Below are 18146 nucleotides of genomic sequence, written 5' to 3' on the forward strand. Positions count from 1 at the left end.
GCCGAGGTGAGCTAAAGCATAAGGCCATGCGAAAAGTATAGGTCCGAATGACCCGTTTCCTCTGGTACGTTCCCGCCAGGAACGTTTCGGCGGCGGCTTCAACCTCGCCCACTGGTGCGCCGTTGACCGCGATAAGCTCGCCTCTTGCCATTGGTTCCAGTGCCGTGTGCGCAACCGCACCACCGTGCCAATGCTGACAAACCTCAACGGGAGCACTGAGATGCAATCGTTCGGCATCAGACGCGTATGTCCGTTGTTTGGAAGTGCGAGCAGGCGCATCGCGGAAAGTAGAAAGGCCTCCTTGGAGCCCTCCAAGGCAAATCGGCGCGCGTCTTGACTGTAGCTGTCTATCATCGCCTGCTCGATCCGCCGGAAGCTCGGATCACTTGACAGAACAGTACCCAGAATTTTCTCAAGGTCTTGCATGAGAGACATAACTGACGGTACCCATAATTGTACGCCGATGTCCAGAGTGGACTGGGGCTTCACGTTGTAGCAACACCGATCGTTGACATGCGGGTCGATCTAGGCACGTCATCTGCCATATCGCCCATTGAGCTGAGGCTGGAAATGGCAACGCAAGATATTGATCGATCAGAAGCTCACAGGACGTTGTCCACATCGCGCCGCGGTGAGATCGTCGCTCGCATCTATGAGGCGATCCGGTCTAGCTTCGCGCACTGGGAGGCACTGTCCAATTTCGACTTTGAGGCTGAGTTCAAGGCTTATCTCGAAGAGGCTTTCGAGGCGCCCGATCGCGTCGGTTTCGATCTGGCCACGATGCGGTTTATTGCGAAGCTGAGGAACGGGCATACCGTATTTTCCGATGAATGGCTCTGGCAGGAGCATGGTGCGCCTATAGGGTTGGACGTAACGCATAATGAGGCTGGATGGCGCGTTACCAAATCAGCTTACGATGATATTGCGCTTGGAACTCGAATTGTCAGGATCGACGACCGGCCAATAGATGAGGTGGCCTCGACGCTTTTGGCGTTCGTGCCAGGGTCTAGCACTCGTGAGCAACGGACCCGGCTTTTCTCGAAGCCGTTCTTGTTTCCACCTTCCTTCGAGATCGTGATGGAAGACGGCTCGAAGAAAACAATCGACCGTGGAAGGGAGCTACCCGGGGGCGGTACCGCAACGACCGGTCGCTGGCTGGAGAACGGCGAGAGATACCTCTTGACCATACCAAGCTTTGCTCAACCTCACTTCGAAACTGACGCTATCGAACTTCTGCAGTCGCTCAGCAGCACCGTTCGTCTGGTGATCGACGTTCGCGGCAACTCCGGCGGCAACACACCCGACAAACTCGTCGCCGCACTCATGCCTGATCGATATCGATTCTGGAGATATGTTACACCCGTCACGAACGCCCTTGTACGCGCTCAAGGGGCGCCGGCTTCCTTGCTTGTCTTCGAAGCAGAATGGATAGAGCCTATCGAGGAAGCATCAAAGGACCGCTGACAATCCTCATCGATAGACGCACCTTCTCAGCTGCTGAGGATTTTGTCGTGCCTTTCAAAGACAACAAACGTGCCGAGATCGTGGGTGAGACAACGGGAGGAAGCAGCGGACAACCTTACCTATGCGACTTGGGCGACGGGATGCGGTTGTGGGTCAGCACCAAGAGGCAGATGTTTCCAAATGGCGCGCGATTCGAAGGTTTGGGGATTGAGCCTGACATTTACAAAAACTGGCAGATGGGCGCCGATATCAGGACGCTGCCTATTTAGCCTCTCAATTCCATAGATACCCAGACTTCGAGCCCGAGGGTTCCGATCCGGAACGGCCCGCGAAGTTATATTTGGCTGGTCTGGCCACAGAAGGATCTCTGGTGCAAACTAGTACAGGTCCAGCAAGATTTTGGCCTAAAAGGCGAGTCAGTTCATTTCAGAGAATTCATCAGATGCATCTCCGGCTTGCGAGGTCGGACCCAGCATGTCATCTTCCCCTGTCAGCAGGTTGGGAGATAGGTCCATGGAAATGAAATGGTTGGAGGATTTCCTTTCTCTCTGCCATTACAAGAGTTTCACGCAGGCTGCCAATGACCGCAATATCACACAGTCGGCGCTCAGTCGGCGTATCCAGCAGCTGGAGCAATGGGCCGGCCTTCCGCTGGTCGATCGCTCCACCTATCCGGTACACCTCACGCCTGCCGGCGAGAGCTTCCTGCCGCGCGCTAGGAAAGCGGTCGACGCCATTTCGGCGTTGCGCGAGGAAACGCTGCAGCGCCATTCAGCACCTGACGAGATCTTGTCCTTCGCTACCATGAGTACTCTGGTGTTGACTTTCTTTCCCCTCTGGATGGAAAGGGTGGAAGCGTCCGGTGAGCCATTCCGTACGCGCTTCTCGGAAGCCTATTCGTCTTTCGCCACCAATGTTTCCAAGCTCTTGCGCAGCGAATGCGATTTCCTGCTCACCTATGCTCACGATTGTGTTCCGGCGATCCGTGAACTCGTCGACTACCCCTATCTGACGCTCGGGTCCGAACGGGTGATTGCCGTTTCCGCTGGGGACGGTGAGGGCAAACCGATCCACAAGCTCGCGCTCGATGGCGCGCCGGTGAATTACCTCGGTTATCGCGACAGTTCCTTCTTCGCCCAGGCGCTGCCTCAGGCGATTTTCGATCGAGCGTCCTTCCAGCTCAACACCGTTTATGAGAACGGAATGTCTGCCGCACTAAAGGCCATGGCAGTTGCCGGACACGGCGTCGCGTGGGTTCCCGAGAGCCTAGCGGTGGCCGAGATGAAGAATGGGCAGCTGGTTAGGGCGGCAGATCCCACGTTCGACATGATCGTAGAAATCCGCCTTTACCGCTCCTTTCGCCTGCGATGCAAAAGCGCCGGCCGGTTCTGGAAGCGCGCCGAGGAGGTCGGCACGCTCACGGACCGCGTCGCTCTTTCTGCTTGATCTTCACGCAGCCTTTGCTGGCGGAGAGAACAGGCCGTCGAGGAAGCGAAGATCCGCCTTTTCATCGAGTCGCTCCAGGCCAGCGGAAATCGCCTCAGCTTCAGGTGCGCCGTCGAGGCAATCGGCAAATTTCGCCTGGCGATCTTTCTGCGAGAATGGATTTGCCAAGCCGCCCCGCGCAGCCTGGCGCTCAGTCTCCAGTACGCGTCCATCAGCCAGTGTGACCTTGAGCCTGTGCGGCAGCTGATAGGTTTTCGCTTCTGCCTCCTCGGCCGCGCTGTAATGGGTCATGCCAATCTTCGCGAGCAACGGATCGGCAGCGAAGACATCGACTGCGGCCGGGGTGAAATCGGACAGAGACAGGGTTTTATTTCGCAGCGCCAGTGCAAGGCAATACTGCATGGAAAACCGCGCCTGCATCTCGTTCTTCGGTTCGGGATAGGCAAGATTGCGATAGTTTGCGATGCCGACATGGCAGTTCGCGGATATGATTGCATCCGGATCGATGTCCGTTTCGCGCATGAGGTCCAGCACCGCATCGACGATAAGGTGGGTAGAGCCGCAGCAGGGATGCAGCTTCGGCATGACTCCGACTGTCTCGATCGTATGTTCGCGCGTCGCCGCGATGTCCGCAACGTCATAACCTACGGGCCGTGCGCCGCCGAACATTTCGACAAAGCCTTGCTCGCCCTCTAAGATATCAAGTCGCCCGTGCAGGCCTTCGGCCGCCAATAGGGCCGCTTCCACCGCGTTGCGTGCGGCCATGCCCGCGTGGAAGGGTTTTACCGGCGTGCCGAATTGGCCCTTGGTGCCGGACGCCATGCTGGCACCGAGCGACAATGCGCGGGCGATGCCCGCCGAATCGAGACCGATCAGTTTCGCCACACCTGCGGCCGTGCCGATACTGCCGACGGTGGAGGTGCCGTGCCAGCCTGCAGTATAATGCGAACCTGCGACGCCGCTACCGACAAAGGCCTGCGCCTGCAGCCCCACGAGATAGGCATCGACCAATGCGCGCCCGCTCGCGCCGACGCGATCGGCAACCGCAAGCAGGGCCGGCACGATGACCGCCGATGCATGGCTCATCCCCGGGCGAAAATTGTCGTCATAGTCCAGCGCGTGAGCCGCTGTGCCATTGACCAACGCGGCGACGGACGGAGACTGCCGGCCACCGGTGACGAGCGCAGCTTCTCCGGTGAGTTGCCAGCCTAAAGCGCGAGCGACGGCAACCGTGCTCTTGTCGTTGCGGCCGGCATAAAGGCAGGCGATCGTATCGGTGATCGCTTCCCGCGCTAAGCGGCGAGCGGTGTTGCTGGGGGCGGGTGGGGCGGCGCACCAGGCGGCGATGGTTTCGATGACGGTCATGATCAAAGGCCTCTTGTCTGCTTTTTGGCAATGCACTTTCTGGCGGTCCCGACAGACACGTCCTGAGTTTGATGAGATCAACCATCAGGACGTGTCATCGAGCGCGGCAAGTAGCAGGCGCAGCAGCCTTCCCATTTTGAAGCGGTTGACTTCGCGGCCGGCAATCTCTGTATCAACGCGGTGGACGACAACCATGTCCAGCGCCGGGATGACGATGCAGTAGTGCCCGCCAGCACCCATGGCGGCGTAACTGCCCTTCGGGGTTACGGCGCCGGGCAGGAACACGCCGTCCCGTTCCAGCCACCACATGTAACCGTAGCCGCCGTGGGTGCCCGCATCGGAATAGGGCATGACGCATTCCTGCGCCCAGCCCGCCGGCAAGATAGTCACACCGTTCCAGATTCCCTGCTGCAGGAAGAGCTGCCCGAAGCGGGCAAGATCCCGGCTCGACATGCGGAACGGATAGGCGCGGTGGTGGCTGATATCGAAGCTCTCGTGCCAGCCATCCGGCGTTCCGCCCTCAAGCGCAAAATCCTCCATGCCGATTGGCCCGGCGATGCGGCGCGCAAAAGCGTGATGCACCGTTTCACCGGTCACATTTTCGAAGATCGTGCCGAGCGCATTGAAATCCCAGTTGTTGTAACACCAGAAGGTGCCGGGCGCATGCGAATGACGCTTCTCCTTGATGCGCTGCATCCATGGGGTTTCGTAGCCCGCCGGATGGTAGATGCCCGACCGGGCCGTCAGGAGATCATAGACGGTCGCCTGCCTTTCGATGGTGCTCAGCCCCTGGTAGTCGTCGATACTGAGACTTTCCAGCGTGGCCGAGAGGTCGATCCTCCCTTCCTCAACCTCAAAGCCGATCAAAGCCGCGAGGAAGCTCATGCGCATGGAGTGGCAGAGAAACTTCTTTTCTGCGTCACCGATCGACAGCACCACCTTGCCGTGGCGGACGACGAGCAGCATATCGGTTGCCTGCGATGCCACGCAGGCGCGCACCGCTTTCAGCCGCTCCTCGCGAAACGCGGCATCGGTCGCAGTGGCTTTCCCTTGCCGATCGTGAACCGGATCCGAATTCAAGGAGCCCTTGGTCACGCCACCACCTCGGCATCGCGGGCAACGGCCTCGATGCTGGCTTGCAGGAACTCCCGGGTATAATCCTCCTTCGCTTCGGATTTGCGAATCTGTCCAGCCGTCAGTTCCTCGATGATACGCCCCTTGTGCATCATGCCAGCCCGCTCGCAGATATGGGCGATGACCGCGAGGTCATGGCTGACCATCAGATAGGTCAGGTTCCGCTCGGACCTCAGGCGTTTGAGAAGATTGAGTATTTCGGCCTGGACGGAGACGTCGAGCGCAGAGGTGGGCTCGTCGAGCAGCAGAATATCCGGTTCGATGATCAGAGCCCGGTCGATAGCCACGCGCTGGCGCTGGCCGCCCGACAATTCATGCGGATAACGGTAGCGGAAGGACGCACCGAGGCCGACGGCGTCGAGCGTCTCAGCAATGCGTTCGGATTGCCGGTCGAAGCCATGGATCTTCAGCGGCTCGGAGAGGACCTTTTCGACGATCTTGCGCGGATGGAGCGAGCCGAAGGGATCTTGAAACACCATCTGCGCCCGGCGGAAAAAACCTTTGTCGCGCTTCTTCAGGAGTTCGCGCTCATTGAGCGTCAGTGCGCCGTCGTACTCGACGTTGAGGCCAGAAAGCGCCCGCAGGATGGTGGATTTTCCGCAACCTGATTCCCCGATCAAGCCGTAGGCTTCCCCCTTGCCGATGCGGAACGACACGTCGTCCACCACGCGATTGCGGGCGTGCTGCGGGCCGAAGCTGATGGAGAGGCCAATTGCCTCAATGAGGGGTCGGCTCGGTTTCATACGAGAACTCCGTTGCGATAGACGGGACCATCGAGCCAGGACGGATCACGTACCGGCACTTTCAGTTCATCGGTTTCGGCGTCGAGACGCGGCAGGCTCTGCAGCAGCGCCTGGGTGTAGGGATGCTGCGCCTTGCGCAGGTCCCTGGCCGGCAAATCCTCCATGATCCGGCCAGCATACATGACGAGTACACGGTCGCAGAAGCCGGCGACGAGATTGAGATCGTGGCTGATGAACATCAGGCCTGTGCCACGCCGCGTCACCAGTTCGTCGAGAACGGTCAACACCTGGCGGCGCACCGTCACGTCGAGCGCGGAGGTTGGTTCGTCGGCGATGATCAGGTCGGGCTCGGGGATCAGCATCATGGCGATCATGATGCGCTGGCCCATGCCCCCGGAAACTTCGTGCGGAAACAGTTTGAAGACGCGCTCGGGATCGCGGATCTGAACCGATTCCAGCATAGCGAGCGCCTTCACCTGCGCCTCCGCCTTCGGCGATCTGTGATGCAGGCGGTAAGCCTCGACGATCTGCTGGCCGATGCGCATCAGCGGGTTCAACGAATATTTCGGATCTTGAAGGATCATCGAGATGCGGTTGCCGCGAATTTTTCGCATGTCCTTTTCGCTTGCCGCGAGAAGGTCGGTATCCTTGAAGCGCATGTGGCCCGCGCTGATCGTTGCCACTTTCGGCGTCAGTTTGAGGAGTGCACGGCCCGTCTGCGACTTGCCCGAACCGGATTCTCCGACGATGCCGACTTTCTCCCGGCCGATGGCGAATGACACGCCCCGTACGGCATCGAATGTGCGTTGCGGTGTTTCGAAGCGGATCGTCAGATCCTTGACGTCGATGAGCGGCTTATCCATGTCGGGGATCCAGTATGTCGCGCAGGCCATCACCCAACAGGTTGAAGGCGAGGCTGGTGAGCAGGATAGCGATTCCGGGGATCGCGGCGATCCACCAGCTGGTCATGACGAATTCGCGGCCGGAAGACAGCATCGTGCCCCATTCCGGGCTGGGCGGCTGAGCGCCGAGACCGAGAAAACCGAGACCGGCGGCGGTGAGAATGATCGCGGCCATGTTGAGTGTGACGCGCACGACGACGGAGGGAATACACATCGGCATGATGTGGCCGAAGATGATGCGCAGGCTCGAGGCGCCCTGCAGGCGTATGGCGGCGATGTAGTCCGACTTGCGGATAGTCAGCGTTTCGGCGCGCGCAAGCCGCGCGATCGGCGGCCAGGAGGCGAGCGAGATGGCGATGATCGCATTTTCGATGCCCGGTCCGAGCGCCGCGACGAAAGCCAGCGCGAGGATAAGGTTCGGGAAGGCAAGGAACACGTCGACGATGCGCATCAGCACGGTATCGACCCAGCCGCCGAGATAGCCCGCCGTCGTGCCGACGATGAGGCCGATCGGCGCCACGATGACCGTCGTCAGAAGCGCGATGTAAAGGGTGATCCGAGCCCCGAAAAGAAGACGGCTGTAGACGTCCCGGCCGAGTTCGTCAGTGCCCAGCCAATGCTCCGTCGACGGCGCGAGAAGACGGGCCGCGAGGTTCTGCTCGAAGATGTCGTGGGTTGCGAGGAGTGGCGCGAAAAGTGCCGCCAAAAGCAGTATGACGATAACGCACAATCCGAAAAGTGCTGAACCGTTGGCGCGTAAGCGTCGCCATTGCAGCCAGAATTGCTGCATGCGGGCATGGAAGGGCGAGGTAGGCACCGGCGCGCGCAGCCACGCGCCAAGCCCGCTTCGGGCGTTGGCGGCAGGAAGGGGCGGAGAGATGATGGCTTTTTCTCTCATGTGGCCTCAGCGGGTTCTGGGGTCGAAGACGCGATAGAGAAGATCGCAGATCAAGTTGAGGGTGACGAAAATGACGCCGACCAGGAGCGAGCAGCCCACGACCGCATTCATGTCACCAACGAGCAGGGCATTGGTGAGGTAACGGCCGAAACCGGGCCACGCGAACACCGTCTCGGTTAGCACAGCGCCTTCGAGAAGGAAGGCATAGGAGAGCGCCACCACAGTCATGACCTGCACGGCGACATTGCGGAAGGCGTGGATCCATACGGTGCGCGCCCAGGACAGGCCTTTTACGCGAGCGGTGACGATATATTCCTGTGACAGCTGCTCGATCATGAAAGAGCGTGTCATGCGGCTGATATAGGCAAGCGTGCCGAAGCCGAGGATCGAGGCGGGGAGGATGATGTGGCCAAAGACGTTGCGAAAGACTTCCCAGTTGCCGACGATGGCCGTGTCGATCAGGTAGAAGCCGGTGATCGGTTCGATATCGAATTCATAGATGAAATCGATGCGTCCCGGCCCGCCGATCCAGCCGAGCGTGGCGTAAAACAGCACCAGCCCCATCAGGCCGAGCCAGAAGTTTGGCGCCGAATAACCGATCAGCCCGGTGAAACGGATAGCGTTATCAAGCCAGGAATTGCGATACATGGCCGAGAGTACGCCGGCTGGAATGCCAAGCCCGGTGCCGATGATGATCGACAGTGTGGCAAGCTCGATCGTCGCCGGGAAAACGCGGGCGATATCGTCGATAACAGGCTTGCCGGTCGTCAGCGCATTGCCGAAATCGAGCGACAGGATGCCCTTCACATAAACGCCAAACTGATACCAGAGCGGCTTGTCCATGCCGAGCGCCACGCGCATCTGCTCGTAAGCCTGTTGCGTGGCGTTATCGCCCAGAATGGAGGCGACGGGATCGATCGGCAGCATTCTGCCGATGAAGAAGGTCAGTGCCGCAAGCCCGAACAGGGTGACGAAGATCGGCAGCAGCGTCTTGCTGAGAATGGTCAGCAAGACGAAAACCGGATTGGGCTTCATCCTGTTCCCCGCATCGCTGCTGGGATCCGAGTGGGTGAGGTCCGCCATGATCGGGCCGCCTACTTGGATGCCAGGTCGTAATAGACACGGAAACCGTTCCAGGTCCAATTCTGAACCTTATCGCTCATGCCGAGAATGTTATACATCTGGAACATGATGGCCATCGGGCCGGTCTCCATGACGTCCTTCTGCAGAGAGGCATACATTTCGTTGCGCTTGGCGGGATCGCTTTCCAGAAGCGCCGCTTGAACGCGCTTGTTGTAATCCTCATTCTGGAATGCTGCGCGCCAGGATGGATACTGTGTCAGCTTGGCTTCCGGGCGGTTGTCCGGATTGAAGACAAGACGCGATGCATTGCCATGCGCATCCGGAACGCCCGTCTGCCATGCCTGCATGCCAGTCTGGAACTCACGACCACGAATGCGGGCGAACAACTGGGCATTGGCCATGCGCTCGATATTCAGTTTCACGCCGATCTTGGCGGCATTGGCCTGAACACTCTGGGCGATCGGTGCCGAATGCGGCAGGGTGCCGATCAGAACGCTGGCTTCGAAACCATTCGGATAACCGCCCTCGGCCAATAGTGCCTTGGCCTTTTCGATATCGAGCTTGAAGGGCTGGCCTTCCTGGGCATCGAGAGCACCAACGGCACCGAGCTGTGCGAAGCTTGCACGTGGTACGCCGAGATAGGTCATGACCGATTTGCCCAGACCGTCGTAATCAATAAGGTAGCGCATGGCGAGGCGCACCTTTTCGTTCTTGAAGATCGGGTCGTTAGCGTTAAAGGTCCAGAAGAATAGCTGCGGTTTGAGCACGCGTTCGACCTTGAGGCCCGGCTTGCCGTCGAGATCGGCTAGATCGTCCGGCGACAGGTCGCGGGCGATATCGACGTCGCCCTGTTGCAGCAGAAGGCGCTGCGTGCCCGGCTCGGCGACGTGGCGGATCAGCACGCGTTTCAGCTTCGGCGCTTCACCATAGTAATCGTCGTTGGCCTGCAGAACGATGGACTCGCCGGCATTCCACTGGACGAGCTTGTAGGGGCCGACGCAGGCTGTGTTGGTCGCCAGGTATTTGTTGCCCATATCTCTGTTGACTTCCTTCGAGGTCAACGTCTTCTGGTCGAGGATGGCCGACACCCGGTTGGCGCCAATCGCCTGCAGGATCAGATTTGTCGGATAGGGCTTGTCCAGCTTCATCACCAGTGTGTTGTCGTCCGGCGCGGTGATGAGATCCGCGACGTTCTCCTTGTTAAAACCGTATTCGGTCATCGCCGCGGCATTGCCGAAGCCGAGCTTGATGACGCGCTGCATCGACCAGGCCAATTCCTTGGCTGTGGCGGCTTCACCAGTCGGGAATTTCATCCCCTCGTTTAAATGGAATGTGATCTGCTTGCGATCCTCGGAAACATCCCAGCTTTTGGCCAGCAGCGGCACGACCTTGGATTCGTCATTCGGATCGAAATCCACCAGTGAATCGCAGGTGTTCTGCAAGAGTTCGTTGGTAACGACTTCGCCGACCTGGGCCGGATCGAAAGTGCTGATAGCATCGATGTTCCACGCCATGACCAGCGCCGATGACGGCGTGGCCGCCTGCGCTGGCAAGGCGATGGAGGAAAGAAGGGCGGTCGCGGCAGCGATTGCCTTCTTATGCTTGAAAAAATGTTCCGTCATCATGCTTTCAGTTCCCCTTGTTTTTAGATCTTGATCGCTGATTTTTGGACCGGGGGCCTTTTGGCGCCCCCGGTTATTTCGTCTCACGCGGCCTCTTTCGGGCGCGGTTGCAGCGGTGGCTGCACATCGGCCGGGATCGGGCAAACGTAGGCGGTCTTGCCTAAGCGCGCCTGATGGTCGGCCTTGGCGGCGGCCAGGAGATCGGCGTCTTCCAGAAGGTCGATCGCCGTGCCGGCCATCATCTTTGCGGCATGGGTCATGCCCTTGTGGGCGGCGGGCGTCTTGCCTTGCGCCGTGACCTGCCAGGAATGTCCCGGCGTACCGATCGCGATCGTTGCGGCATGCGCCTGCACGGTTGGCATGAGCCAGCTGACGTCACCGACATCGGTGGAGCCGATCATCGGTTCGCCATGAACGTCGAGCGGAACGATGAAATCACAAAGTGGCGTATCTTCGCGGCGCGGCAGGCCGGTGCGCTGATAGGCGTTGTCGATGTCCTCGTCGCTCAGCGTCGCCTGGATCTTTGCGGCAAACGCCTTGTCCTCGGCATCGAAGGGGACCGGGCCGAGACGCTCCAGATTGCGCTGCATCGCCTCTTCCAGCGGTCTGTTGGCAAGCAGATTGGAGACGGCGCTCATGATCGAGATTTCGACAGTGGTGCCGGTCATCATGGCGGCACCGAGCGCCACCTGCTTGACGCGCTCGTTGAGGTCCAGCATGCCCTTCAGGTCACGCGAGCGGATAGCATAACGCACGGCCGACTTTGCCTGCACGACATTGGGCGCGATGCCGCCGGAATCCAGCATGGCATAGTGGATGCGGCTGGAGTCCGGCACGTGCTCGCGCAGATAGTTGACGCCGACATTCATCAGTTCGACGGCATCGAGCGCGGAGCGGCCGAGATGTGGGGCGGCGGCAGCATGCGAGGCGCGACCGGTGAACTTGAAATCCATGCGAGTATTGGCGAGCGACTGCGCACGGGCGACTTCCGTGAAAGCGCTCGGATGCCAGGTGATCGCCGCATCAACGCCGTCAAAGGCGCCTTCGCGGGCCATGAAGGATTTTGCCGCGCCGCCCTCTTCGGCTGGGCAGCCGTAATAGCGCACGCGGCCCGGCTTGCCGGTTTTTTCCAACCAGTCCTTGATCGCGGTCGCAGCAAGCATCGCGGCGGAACCGAGCAGGTTGTGACCGCAGCCATGGCCGTGGCCGTTGCCGGGCATCGGCTTCGGCTCGGCAATCCCCGCTTCCTGACTCAGCCCCGGCAGCGCGTCATATTCGCCGAGGATAGCGATGATCGGCCCGCCTTGGCCGGCTTCACCCATGACGGCCGTCGGAATGCCCGCTACGTTATCGGTGACGCGAAACCCCTGCTGGCGCAGCATCGCCGCATGTTCGGCTACCGAGGCATACTCGGTGTAGGCGATTTCCGGCATGCCCCAGACGCGGTCGCTCAGGGCTTCGAACTCCGTCCTGTGCTCATCGACGAGATCCCAGATCGGCTCACTGTTCTGCATGTCAACACTCTCCAATACGACTTGCTGTCAAAGATGTTTTCCGAGGAAGCGGGCAAAGGTGAGGAACACCTTCAAGCGGTTTTCGAACCGGGCGAACCCATGCCCCTCATGGTCGATTCGCAGATACTCACAGTCGTGGCCGAGGCCGCTCAGGCAGGAATAGACGTCCTCGCTCTGGCCCATCGGTACGCGCGGATCGCGGTTGGCGTGGACGATGAGAAGAGGTGCCTTCATGCGGGAAATCCGGTTGATCGGCGAAAACCGCTCCAATGCCTCGCGCATCGCTGTCGGATCGCCATACTCGGCAGCGCGCTGCTGACGCCCCCAGGGGCCGGTGGCAATAAGATGGGTGAGGAAATTGCCGACACCGTAGAAATCGACGCCGAGCGACCAGAGTTCGGGATCCTCCGTCAGCGCGGACAGAACCATGAAGCCTCCATAAGAGCGACCGAACACGCCGATACGGTTGGTGTTCACGTCATCGCGGGCGCCCACCGCCAGCCGGATCGCCTTCAGGTCGGCGACCGAATTCATCCGCTTCTCGCGATCGTCGAGCTCATGGAATGTCCGGCCATAGCCGGTGCTGCCGCGCACATTGGGCGCCACGACCATAACTCCCTGGCTCAGCAGGAACTGCACGTCAGCGCGAAAATCCGGCCGCCACTGCATTTCGGGTCCGCCGTGTACGATGAAAAGTACGGGGTAGCCATCGGTCGGCGGCGGCGTTTTCGGTGTGTAGACGCAGGCCGGTATACCGAGGCCGTCGAAGCTCTCGAAACGCTCGATGACCGGATCGACAAAGCTCGACATATCGAGCCCTCTCGCATCCACGCCCACCAGTTCCTCGAAATGACCGACTCCAAGATCGAGCCTCCAGATTGTCGGCGGTCTCGATGCGCTCTCCAGCGGAAAAATCAGGGAGCTGCCATCTGGCGTGAAGGCGATCGAGCCGATCACGCCGGATGGTTGCTCCTCGAAAGAGATGAGGCCGCTGCCATCGCGATCGACGATGCCGATACGGCTCCAGCCATCTTCGTTTGCGAGAAACGCGATGCGGGTCTGATCGGGAGATAGCGCGAGCGCCTCGATATTGCGGTTGGGAAGCTCCACCACCGGCGCGGCGCTGCCGCCCTCAGCCGCAAACCGGCTGATTGCCATGAAGTCGCTGTCCTGGTCGCAGACGGTCACACCGCCGCTGCCATCCTTGAAAAGTCGGGCGGCAAGATAACGCGCCTTGCCCTCATGCGGCATCAGAGGGGTGAGGGCACTTTTGTCGATATCGAGACGGTAGATGTCCTGGTCGTTGCCTGAGCGGACAGATTCCCGCACTAGAAGCGATTGACCGTCCGGGGAAAAGGCCATCACTTCGCGCATGCCACGACCGCTGAACACGGTTGAGACCTCGCCGGTGGCTATGTCCATGACTTGCACATCCATGTCATGGGGCGATCGGGCGTTCGAAGCGTAAGCTATGCGCTTGCCATCCGGCGACCATGCACCCCACAGATGCACGACGGTCGGCGCTTTTGTCAGTGGCAGGGGCGCGGAGTCGAGATCCGGTAGCAACCATAGTTGATGGCGTTCGTCGCCGCCGCAATCCATGGTGAAGAGAATTCCGGCTCCTTTAGGGTTGAAAGCGAAAGCGCCGACCGGCTCCGGCATGCGCGTCAGCTGTCGCGCTGTCCCGACATTCTCCGTCAGGGGCCTGACAAAAAGCTGGTTGAAGCCGGTCTCGTCGGAGAGGTAGGCAAGCCATGCACCGTCGGGCGAAACCGCAGGCGTCTTGACGGCGCGAACTTCCAAAAATGGATTTATGGCTGCGGCTGTAAACATCTTCGCTGTCATGCGCCATGCTCCATCACAGCCCGCTCGGTGGGATGCAGCTGATGGCGAAGCCTCTCACCCGCAGCGACCAGCTCCTCGAACATTGCGCCCTTGGTGGATTGGTGATTTGCTTCCGTGACGATCGTGAAGCCTGCTTCGGGCCATGCCCGGTGCAGCCGCCAGGCCGACAGCATCGGCGTGACTGTATCATAGCGACCGTTGACGATCTGGCAGGGCAGGTGGCGTATCCGATCGACACCGGCGAGCAGCTGGCCAGGTGCCAGAAATGCGCCGTTCATGCAATAGTGCGTAAACAGCCGTGCCACCGAAAGCGCTGACTTGGGATCCAGCAACGTTGCCACATGGGCGGGGTCGGGAAGAAATGTCTGGGTCTTGGCGGAGAATTCCCGCAAACTCAGTGCCGCGGCCACTTCCGTCTGCGCGTTGCCGCATGTCAATCTGCGATAATAGGCGGACAGAAGATCATGGCGCTCCACCTCGGGAATGAAGGCTGCGAACTCTTCCCAGTGATCCGGAAAGATCACACGCACGCCGTTGAACCACCAGTCGATGTCGTCCGGCCCCGCCAGGAAGATGCCGTGAAGGCGAAAGCCGAAGCAGCGCTCGGGATGCGCCTGCCCATAGGCGAGTGCCAGACAACTGCCCCAGGACCCGCCGGCAACAAGCCAGCGATCGATGTCGAAATAATTGCGGATGGATTCGATGTCGGCGATCAGTGCCGAGGTCGTGTTGCCCTCAATGCTCGCATGTGGCGTGGACTTGCCCGCGCCACGCTGGTCGAACGTGATGACGCGAAATGCAGAGAGATCAAAACTTTCGATCTGTCCGCGGGATATGCCGGCTCCGGGCCCGCCATGAAGCAGGATGACCGGGATCCCTGTGTGGGCTCCGTAATCCTCGACATTCAGAACATGGCCGCCCCCCACGTCAAACTCGAAAATACGCTTTTTGCTGTCACCGTCTGTCATCATAGAAGGCCAATCACGACAAGCAGAAACGTGCGCATTTCTGCTTAAATTGTAGTCGGAGTTATATTTTGGGCATCATGGGCGAGAAGGTGCGCGAGCGTCCAATGCAAAATTGAAATCGCCCATTCCGCTTTGGAATAGTTTGGGATCTTGGCGGGAGAGTGGGTTCGAACGCAGTGCGGTCGGGCCCGACATCGTCGAGATTCGATGTCTCCCTGCCAAAACAGGTCCGCGTTGGGGTGTTGATCGCCCAGTAACACTAATCGGTTTCGTTTGAATTAAGCGATCGGGAATTTCAATCGTTTTGGCCAACCATCGCGGGGTCGATGGTCCGAATCCATTCAACAGCGATGACCAGACGTAATTACCCGACCGTCGGGATACGATGTCTCACAGGTCGTTCATCAGCAATGTCTTTGATTGACGTCAGCCCAAGCAAGCCAATGTTGCGGTGAAGTTCATTATGCAAGATTGCGGCCGCTTTTGCCACGCCCGCCATACCACCAACAGTGGCAGCATAGAGGAACGGCCTCCCAACGAAAACAAACTGTGCGCCCAAGGCCAGCGCTTTTACGATGTCGGTGCCTCGCCTAATGCCCCCATCCAACATGATGGGAACGGCGTTGCCGATACTCGAGACAATACCGGGCAACGCGGTAAGTGGAGCCATTGCTCCGTCGAGTTGACGTCCGCCGTGGTTCGAAACAACGATGCCATCAACGCCGTTCTCTACTGCGATCTTGGCGTCCTCGGGGTGTAGAATACCTTTGATGACGAGGTTGCCAGTCCACCTTTCGCGGATTCTGGCGACGTGGCTCCAGTCCAGGTGATCCTTCTTTCCGAAATCGCGCATCACGTTCGAGGCGATGATCGGAGCGCCGCGTGTGGCAAAGGAGTTCTCAAAATGGGGTATCCCTTGGTTGATGATCGTCCGCATGAAGGTTTCGACCGTCCACTTGGGGTGAGTGAGCCCTTGCCAGGCGAGACGCAAGCTGGGGCGTAACGGGGTAGAGAAGCCCGCTCGGACGTTGTTTTCGCGGTTAGCCAGCACTGCCGTGTCGACGGTGAGGACCAATGTCTTGAAACCCGCTTTCGCAACGCGTTCGATGAGAGCATCGATTTTCTCCGGCTCACCTGGCAGATAGGCCTGAAACCAGGAGCGCGGTGCGGCCGTGGCAACGTCCTCAAGCCGGATCAACGAAGACCCGCTCATGATCATTGGAATGCCTGAGGCCTGCGCCGCTTCGGCTAGGACGAGATCACCACGGTAGGCCATCAGGGCGCTGATGCCCATCGGCGCGATACCGAAAGGTGCTCTCCACTCTTCTCCAAACAGGTTAGCCGCCGTGGTACGGGCCGAGACGTTTCTTAGAACACGCGGCGCAAAGCTTATCGCCTCGAATGCCTCCTCATTCATCCGACGTGAGGCGTTTGTTTCACTTCCGCCCGCGATATAGCCGAACAAAGGCGCAGGGAGGTGGCGCCTCGCCAGCGCTTCAAAATCATCAAGCGAAAGGACGCTGTCCAGACGTCGTGCAGATTTTGCCGCGAAGATGGGGGATGTCATCTGCCATATCCAAGCTATTGACCGAGCAAGAAGCGCCGGAACACTGCCGAAAGGAGAAGGGCGCCTCGTGGCGCCCCAAGGTTTAGTCTTCGCTCGCCTCGAACGCAGCTTTCCTGTTTTTACGAATGGTCGGCAAAATCAAAGTCAGCAACATGAGGGCCGTGAGTGCGAGAAGGACGGCGCTTATCGGTCGCTCGAAAAACACCAGCCAGTCACCCTGCGAAAGCAGCATGGCGCGTCGCAGGTTCGTCTCCAGCAATGGACCGAGAACAAACCCGAGAAGGAGCGGGCCTGGTTCGCATTTCGCCTTACGCAGAACGTAACCCAGAACACCAAACAGGATGACCAGGGCGACATCGAAACCACGGTTGCTGACGCTGTAGACACCTACGCAGCAGAACAACAGGATGGCCGGGTACATGATGCGGTAAGGGATTTGCAGCAACTTTACCCAGAGCCCGATCAACGGAAGGTTGATCACGAGGAGCATCGCATTACCGATCCACATTGACGCCACCAGCCCCCAGAACAGGCCGGGCTGGTTCTGGATGACGGATGGTCCGGGCGTGATGCCGTGGATCGTCATCGCACCAAGCATCATGGCCATGATGGAGTTGGAGGGAATGCCGAGAGTCAGGAGCGGAATGAAGGACGATTGCGCACCGGCATTGTTCGCGGCTTCCGGCCCAGCCACGCCGGCGATAGCGCCATGACCGAACTTTTCCGGCGTCTTGGACATGCGCTTCTCAACCGAATAGGCACTGAAAGCACTCAGCGTTGCGCCGCCGCCAGGCAAAACACCCAGAATGGTGCCGACGCCTGTGCCGCGCAGGACCGCGCCCCAGCTTTCTTTGAATTCTTCACGCGTCGGCCATAGGCGACCGATCTTGCTCTGTAGAACGCCGCGGACCTCCTTCGATTCGAGATTGGTTGCGATCTCCGCAATCCCGAAAAGACCAACAGCGATGACGACAAACTCGATGCCGTCATAAAGATCCGTTGATCCGAAAGTCATGCGGGCCGAACCGCTGTTGACGTCGATGCCAACCATGCCGAGCACAAGGCCAAGGCAAACCATGCCGATTGCCTTGACCACGGAGCCATGCGCCAAGATCGTCGCTGCCAACAAACCGAAGATGCAGAGCGATACGTATTCTGCGGGCCCGAAGGAAAGAGCGAAGGACGAAAGCGTCGGACCTGCGACCGCCAGCGCAATCGTGGAAACAGTGCCCGCGAAGAATGAACCTAACGCCGCAATCGCCAGTGCCGCACCGGCCCGACCTTTTCGAGCCATCTGGTATCCGTCGATCGCGGTTACGACAGCCGAAGCTTCACCGGGAAGGTTCACAAGGATCGCCGTTGTGGAGCCACCATATTGCGCGCCATAAAAAATGCCGGCCAGCATGATCAGCGCGCCGAGTGGCGGCAGGAAGAATGTGACGGGTAAGAGAATTGCAACGGTTGCGGTCGGGCCAATGCCAGGCAAAACGCCGATCAAGGTGCCAAGAAGCGCCCCGATGAAGCAAAACATCAAATTTGTCGGTGTCAATGCTTCCGAGAAGCCAAGCATCAAGACGTCGAGAAATGCCATCGAA

General features: G+C 59.5%; 15 protein-coding genes. 3 read left to right on the plus strand and 12 right to left on the minus strand.

Features of this window, described 5'->3' with window-relative positions:
* The first annotated feature begins 570 nt into the window (after nucleotides 1-570).
* The 3 genes from QE408_RS05915 (at nucleotide 571) to QE408_RS05920 (ending at nucleotide 2910) form a co-directional block, all read left to right on the plus strand.
* Nucleotides 571-1464, plus strand: a complete 894-nt coding sequence (locus QE408_RS05915; RefSeq protein ID WP_306929327.1) for a peptidase, S41 family protein — start codon at nucleotides 571-573, stop codon at nucleotides 1462-1464.
* Nucleotides 1425-1733 carry a S41 family peptidase gene (locus QE408_RS22950; RefSeq protein ID WP_373465492.1) on the plus strand — a complete coding sequence of 103 codons (309 nt, stop codon included), beginning with the start codon at nucleotides 1425-1427 and terminating at the stop codon, nucleotides 1731-1733. The genes QE408_RS05915 and QE408_RS22950 overlap by 40 nt, the downstream gene beginning before the upstream one ends.
* A 244-nt stretch (nucleotides 1734-1977) precedes the next feature.
* Nucleotides 1978-2910, plus strand: coding sequence for a LysR family transcriptional regulator (locus tag QE408_RS05920; protein WP_306929329.1), 933 nt, complete (start codon nucleotides 1978-1980; stop codon nucleotides 2908-2910).
* 3 nt (nucleotides 2911-2913) lie between these two features.
* Here QE408_RS05920 and QE408_RS05925 read toward each other — a convergent pair whose 3' ends face one another.
* The 12 genes from QE408_RS05925 to QE408_RS05980 all read right to left on the minus strand — a co-directional run bounded on the left by QE408_RS05925 (nucleotide 2914) and on the right by QE408_RS05980 (nucleotide 18142).
* Entirely contained in the window at nucleotides 2914-4275 is a 1362-nt protein-coding gene (locus QE408_RS05925; RefSeq protein WP_306929330.1) for an MmgE/PrpD family protein, read from the minus strand.
* An 84-nt stretch (nucleotides 4276-4359) separates the two neighbouring features.
* Nucleotides 4360-5370: a serine hydrolase domain-containing protein gene (locus QE408_RS05930; protein WP_306929332.1), complete on the minus strand. Its 1011-nt coding sequence runs from the start codon at nucleotides 5368-5370 to the stop codon at nucleotides 4360-4362.
* Complete coding sequence (locus QE408_RS05935) at nucleotides 5367-6152, minus strand: ABC transporter ATP-binding protein (RefSeq protein WP_306929334.1); 786 nt, start codon at nucleotides 6150-6152, stop codon at nucleotides 5367-5369. Before QE408_RS05935 ends, QE408_RS05930 begins: the two co-directional genes overlap by 4 nt.
* Nucleotides 6149-7015: an ABC transporter ATP-binding protein gene (locus QE408_RS05940; RefSeq protein ID WP_306929336.1), complete on the minus strand. Its 867-nt coding sequence runs from the start codon at nucleotides 7013-7015 to the stop codon at nucleotides 6149-6151. The genes QE408_RS05935 and QE408_RS05940 overlap by 4 nt, the downstream gene beginning before the upstream one ends.
* Nucleotides 7008-7952, minus strand: a complete 945-nt coding sequence (gene nikC, locus QE408_RS05945; protein ID WP_306929338.1) for a nickel transporter permease — start codon at nucleotides 7950-7952, stop codon at nucleotides 7008-7010. Before nikC ends, QE408_RS05940 begins: the two co-directional genes overlap by 8 nt.
* Nucleotides 7953-7958: 6 nt before the next feature.
* Nucleotides 7959-8987: an ABC transporter permease gene (locus tag QE408_RS05950; RefSeq protein WP_306930222.1), complete on the minus strand. Its 1029-nt coding sequence runs from the start codon at nucleotides 8985-8987 to the stop codon at nucleotides 7959-7961.
* Nucleotides 8988-9046: 59 nt separating this feature from the next.
* A complete protein-coding gene (locus QE408_RS05955; protein ID WP_306929339.1) occupies nucleotides 9047-10660 on the minus strand; it encodes an ABC transporter substrate-binding protein in 1614 nt (537 codons plus the stop codon).
* Between the two features lie 80 nt (nucleotides 10661-10740).
* A complete protein-coding gene (locus tag QE408_RS05960; protein WP_306929341.1) occupies nucleotides 10741-12171 on the minus strand; it encodes a M20 family metallopeptidase in 1431 nt (476 codons plus the stop codon).
* Nucleotides 12172-12198: 27 nt separating this feature from the next.
* Nucleotides 12199-14016, minus strand: coding sequence for a S9 family peptidase (locus tag QE408_RS05965; RefSeq protein ID WP_306929342.1), 1818 nt, complete (start codon nucleotides 14014-14016; stop codon nucleotides 12199-12201).
* The gene (gene pip / locus QE408_RS05970; protein ID WP_306929344.1) at nucleotides 14013-14987 is read right to left on the minus strand and encodes a prolyl aminopeptidase; all 975 of its coding nucleotides are present in this window, start codon (nucleotides 14985-14987) and stop codon (nucleotides 14013-14015) included. The genes QE408_RS05965 and pip overlap by 4 nt, the downstream gene beginning before the upstream one ends.
* Before the next feature lie 361 nt (nucleotides 14988-15348).
* On the minus strand, nucleotides 15349-16551 hold the full coding sequence (locus QE408_RS05975) for an alpha-hydroxy acid oxidase (protein ID WP_306929346.1): 1203 nt from the start codon (nucleotides 16549-16551) through the stop codon (nucleotides 15349-15351).
* 82 nt (nucleotides 16552-16633) lie between these two features.
* Nucleotides 16634-18142 (minus strand): tripartite tricarboxylate transporter permease, encoded by a 1509-nt coding sequence (locus QE408_RS05980; protein ID WP_306929348.1) that lies wholly within the window; start codon nucleotides 18140-18142, stop codon nucleotides 16634-16636.
* Nucleotides 18143-18146: the final 4 nt, after the last annotated feature.

Origin of the sequence: Agrobacterium larrymoorei (genome assembly GCF_030819275.1) — a bacterium.
In the GTDB taxonomy this organism is placed as follows: Bacteria; Pseudomonadota; Alphaproteobacteria; order Rhizobiales; family Rhizobiaceae; genus Agrobacterium; species Agrobacterium larrymoorei_B.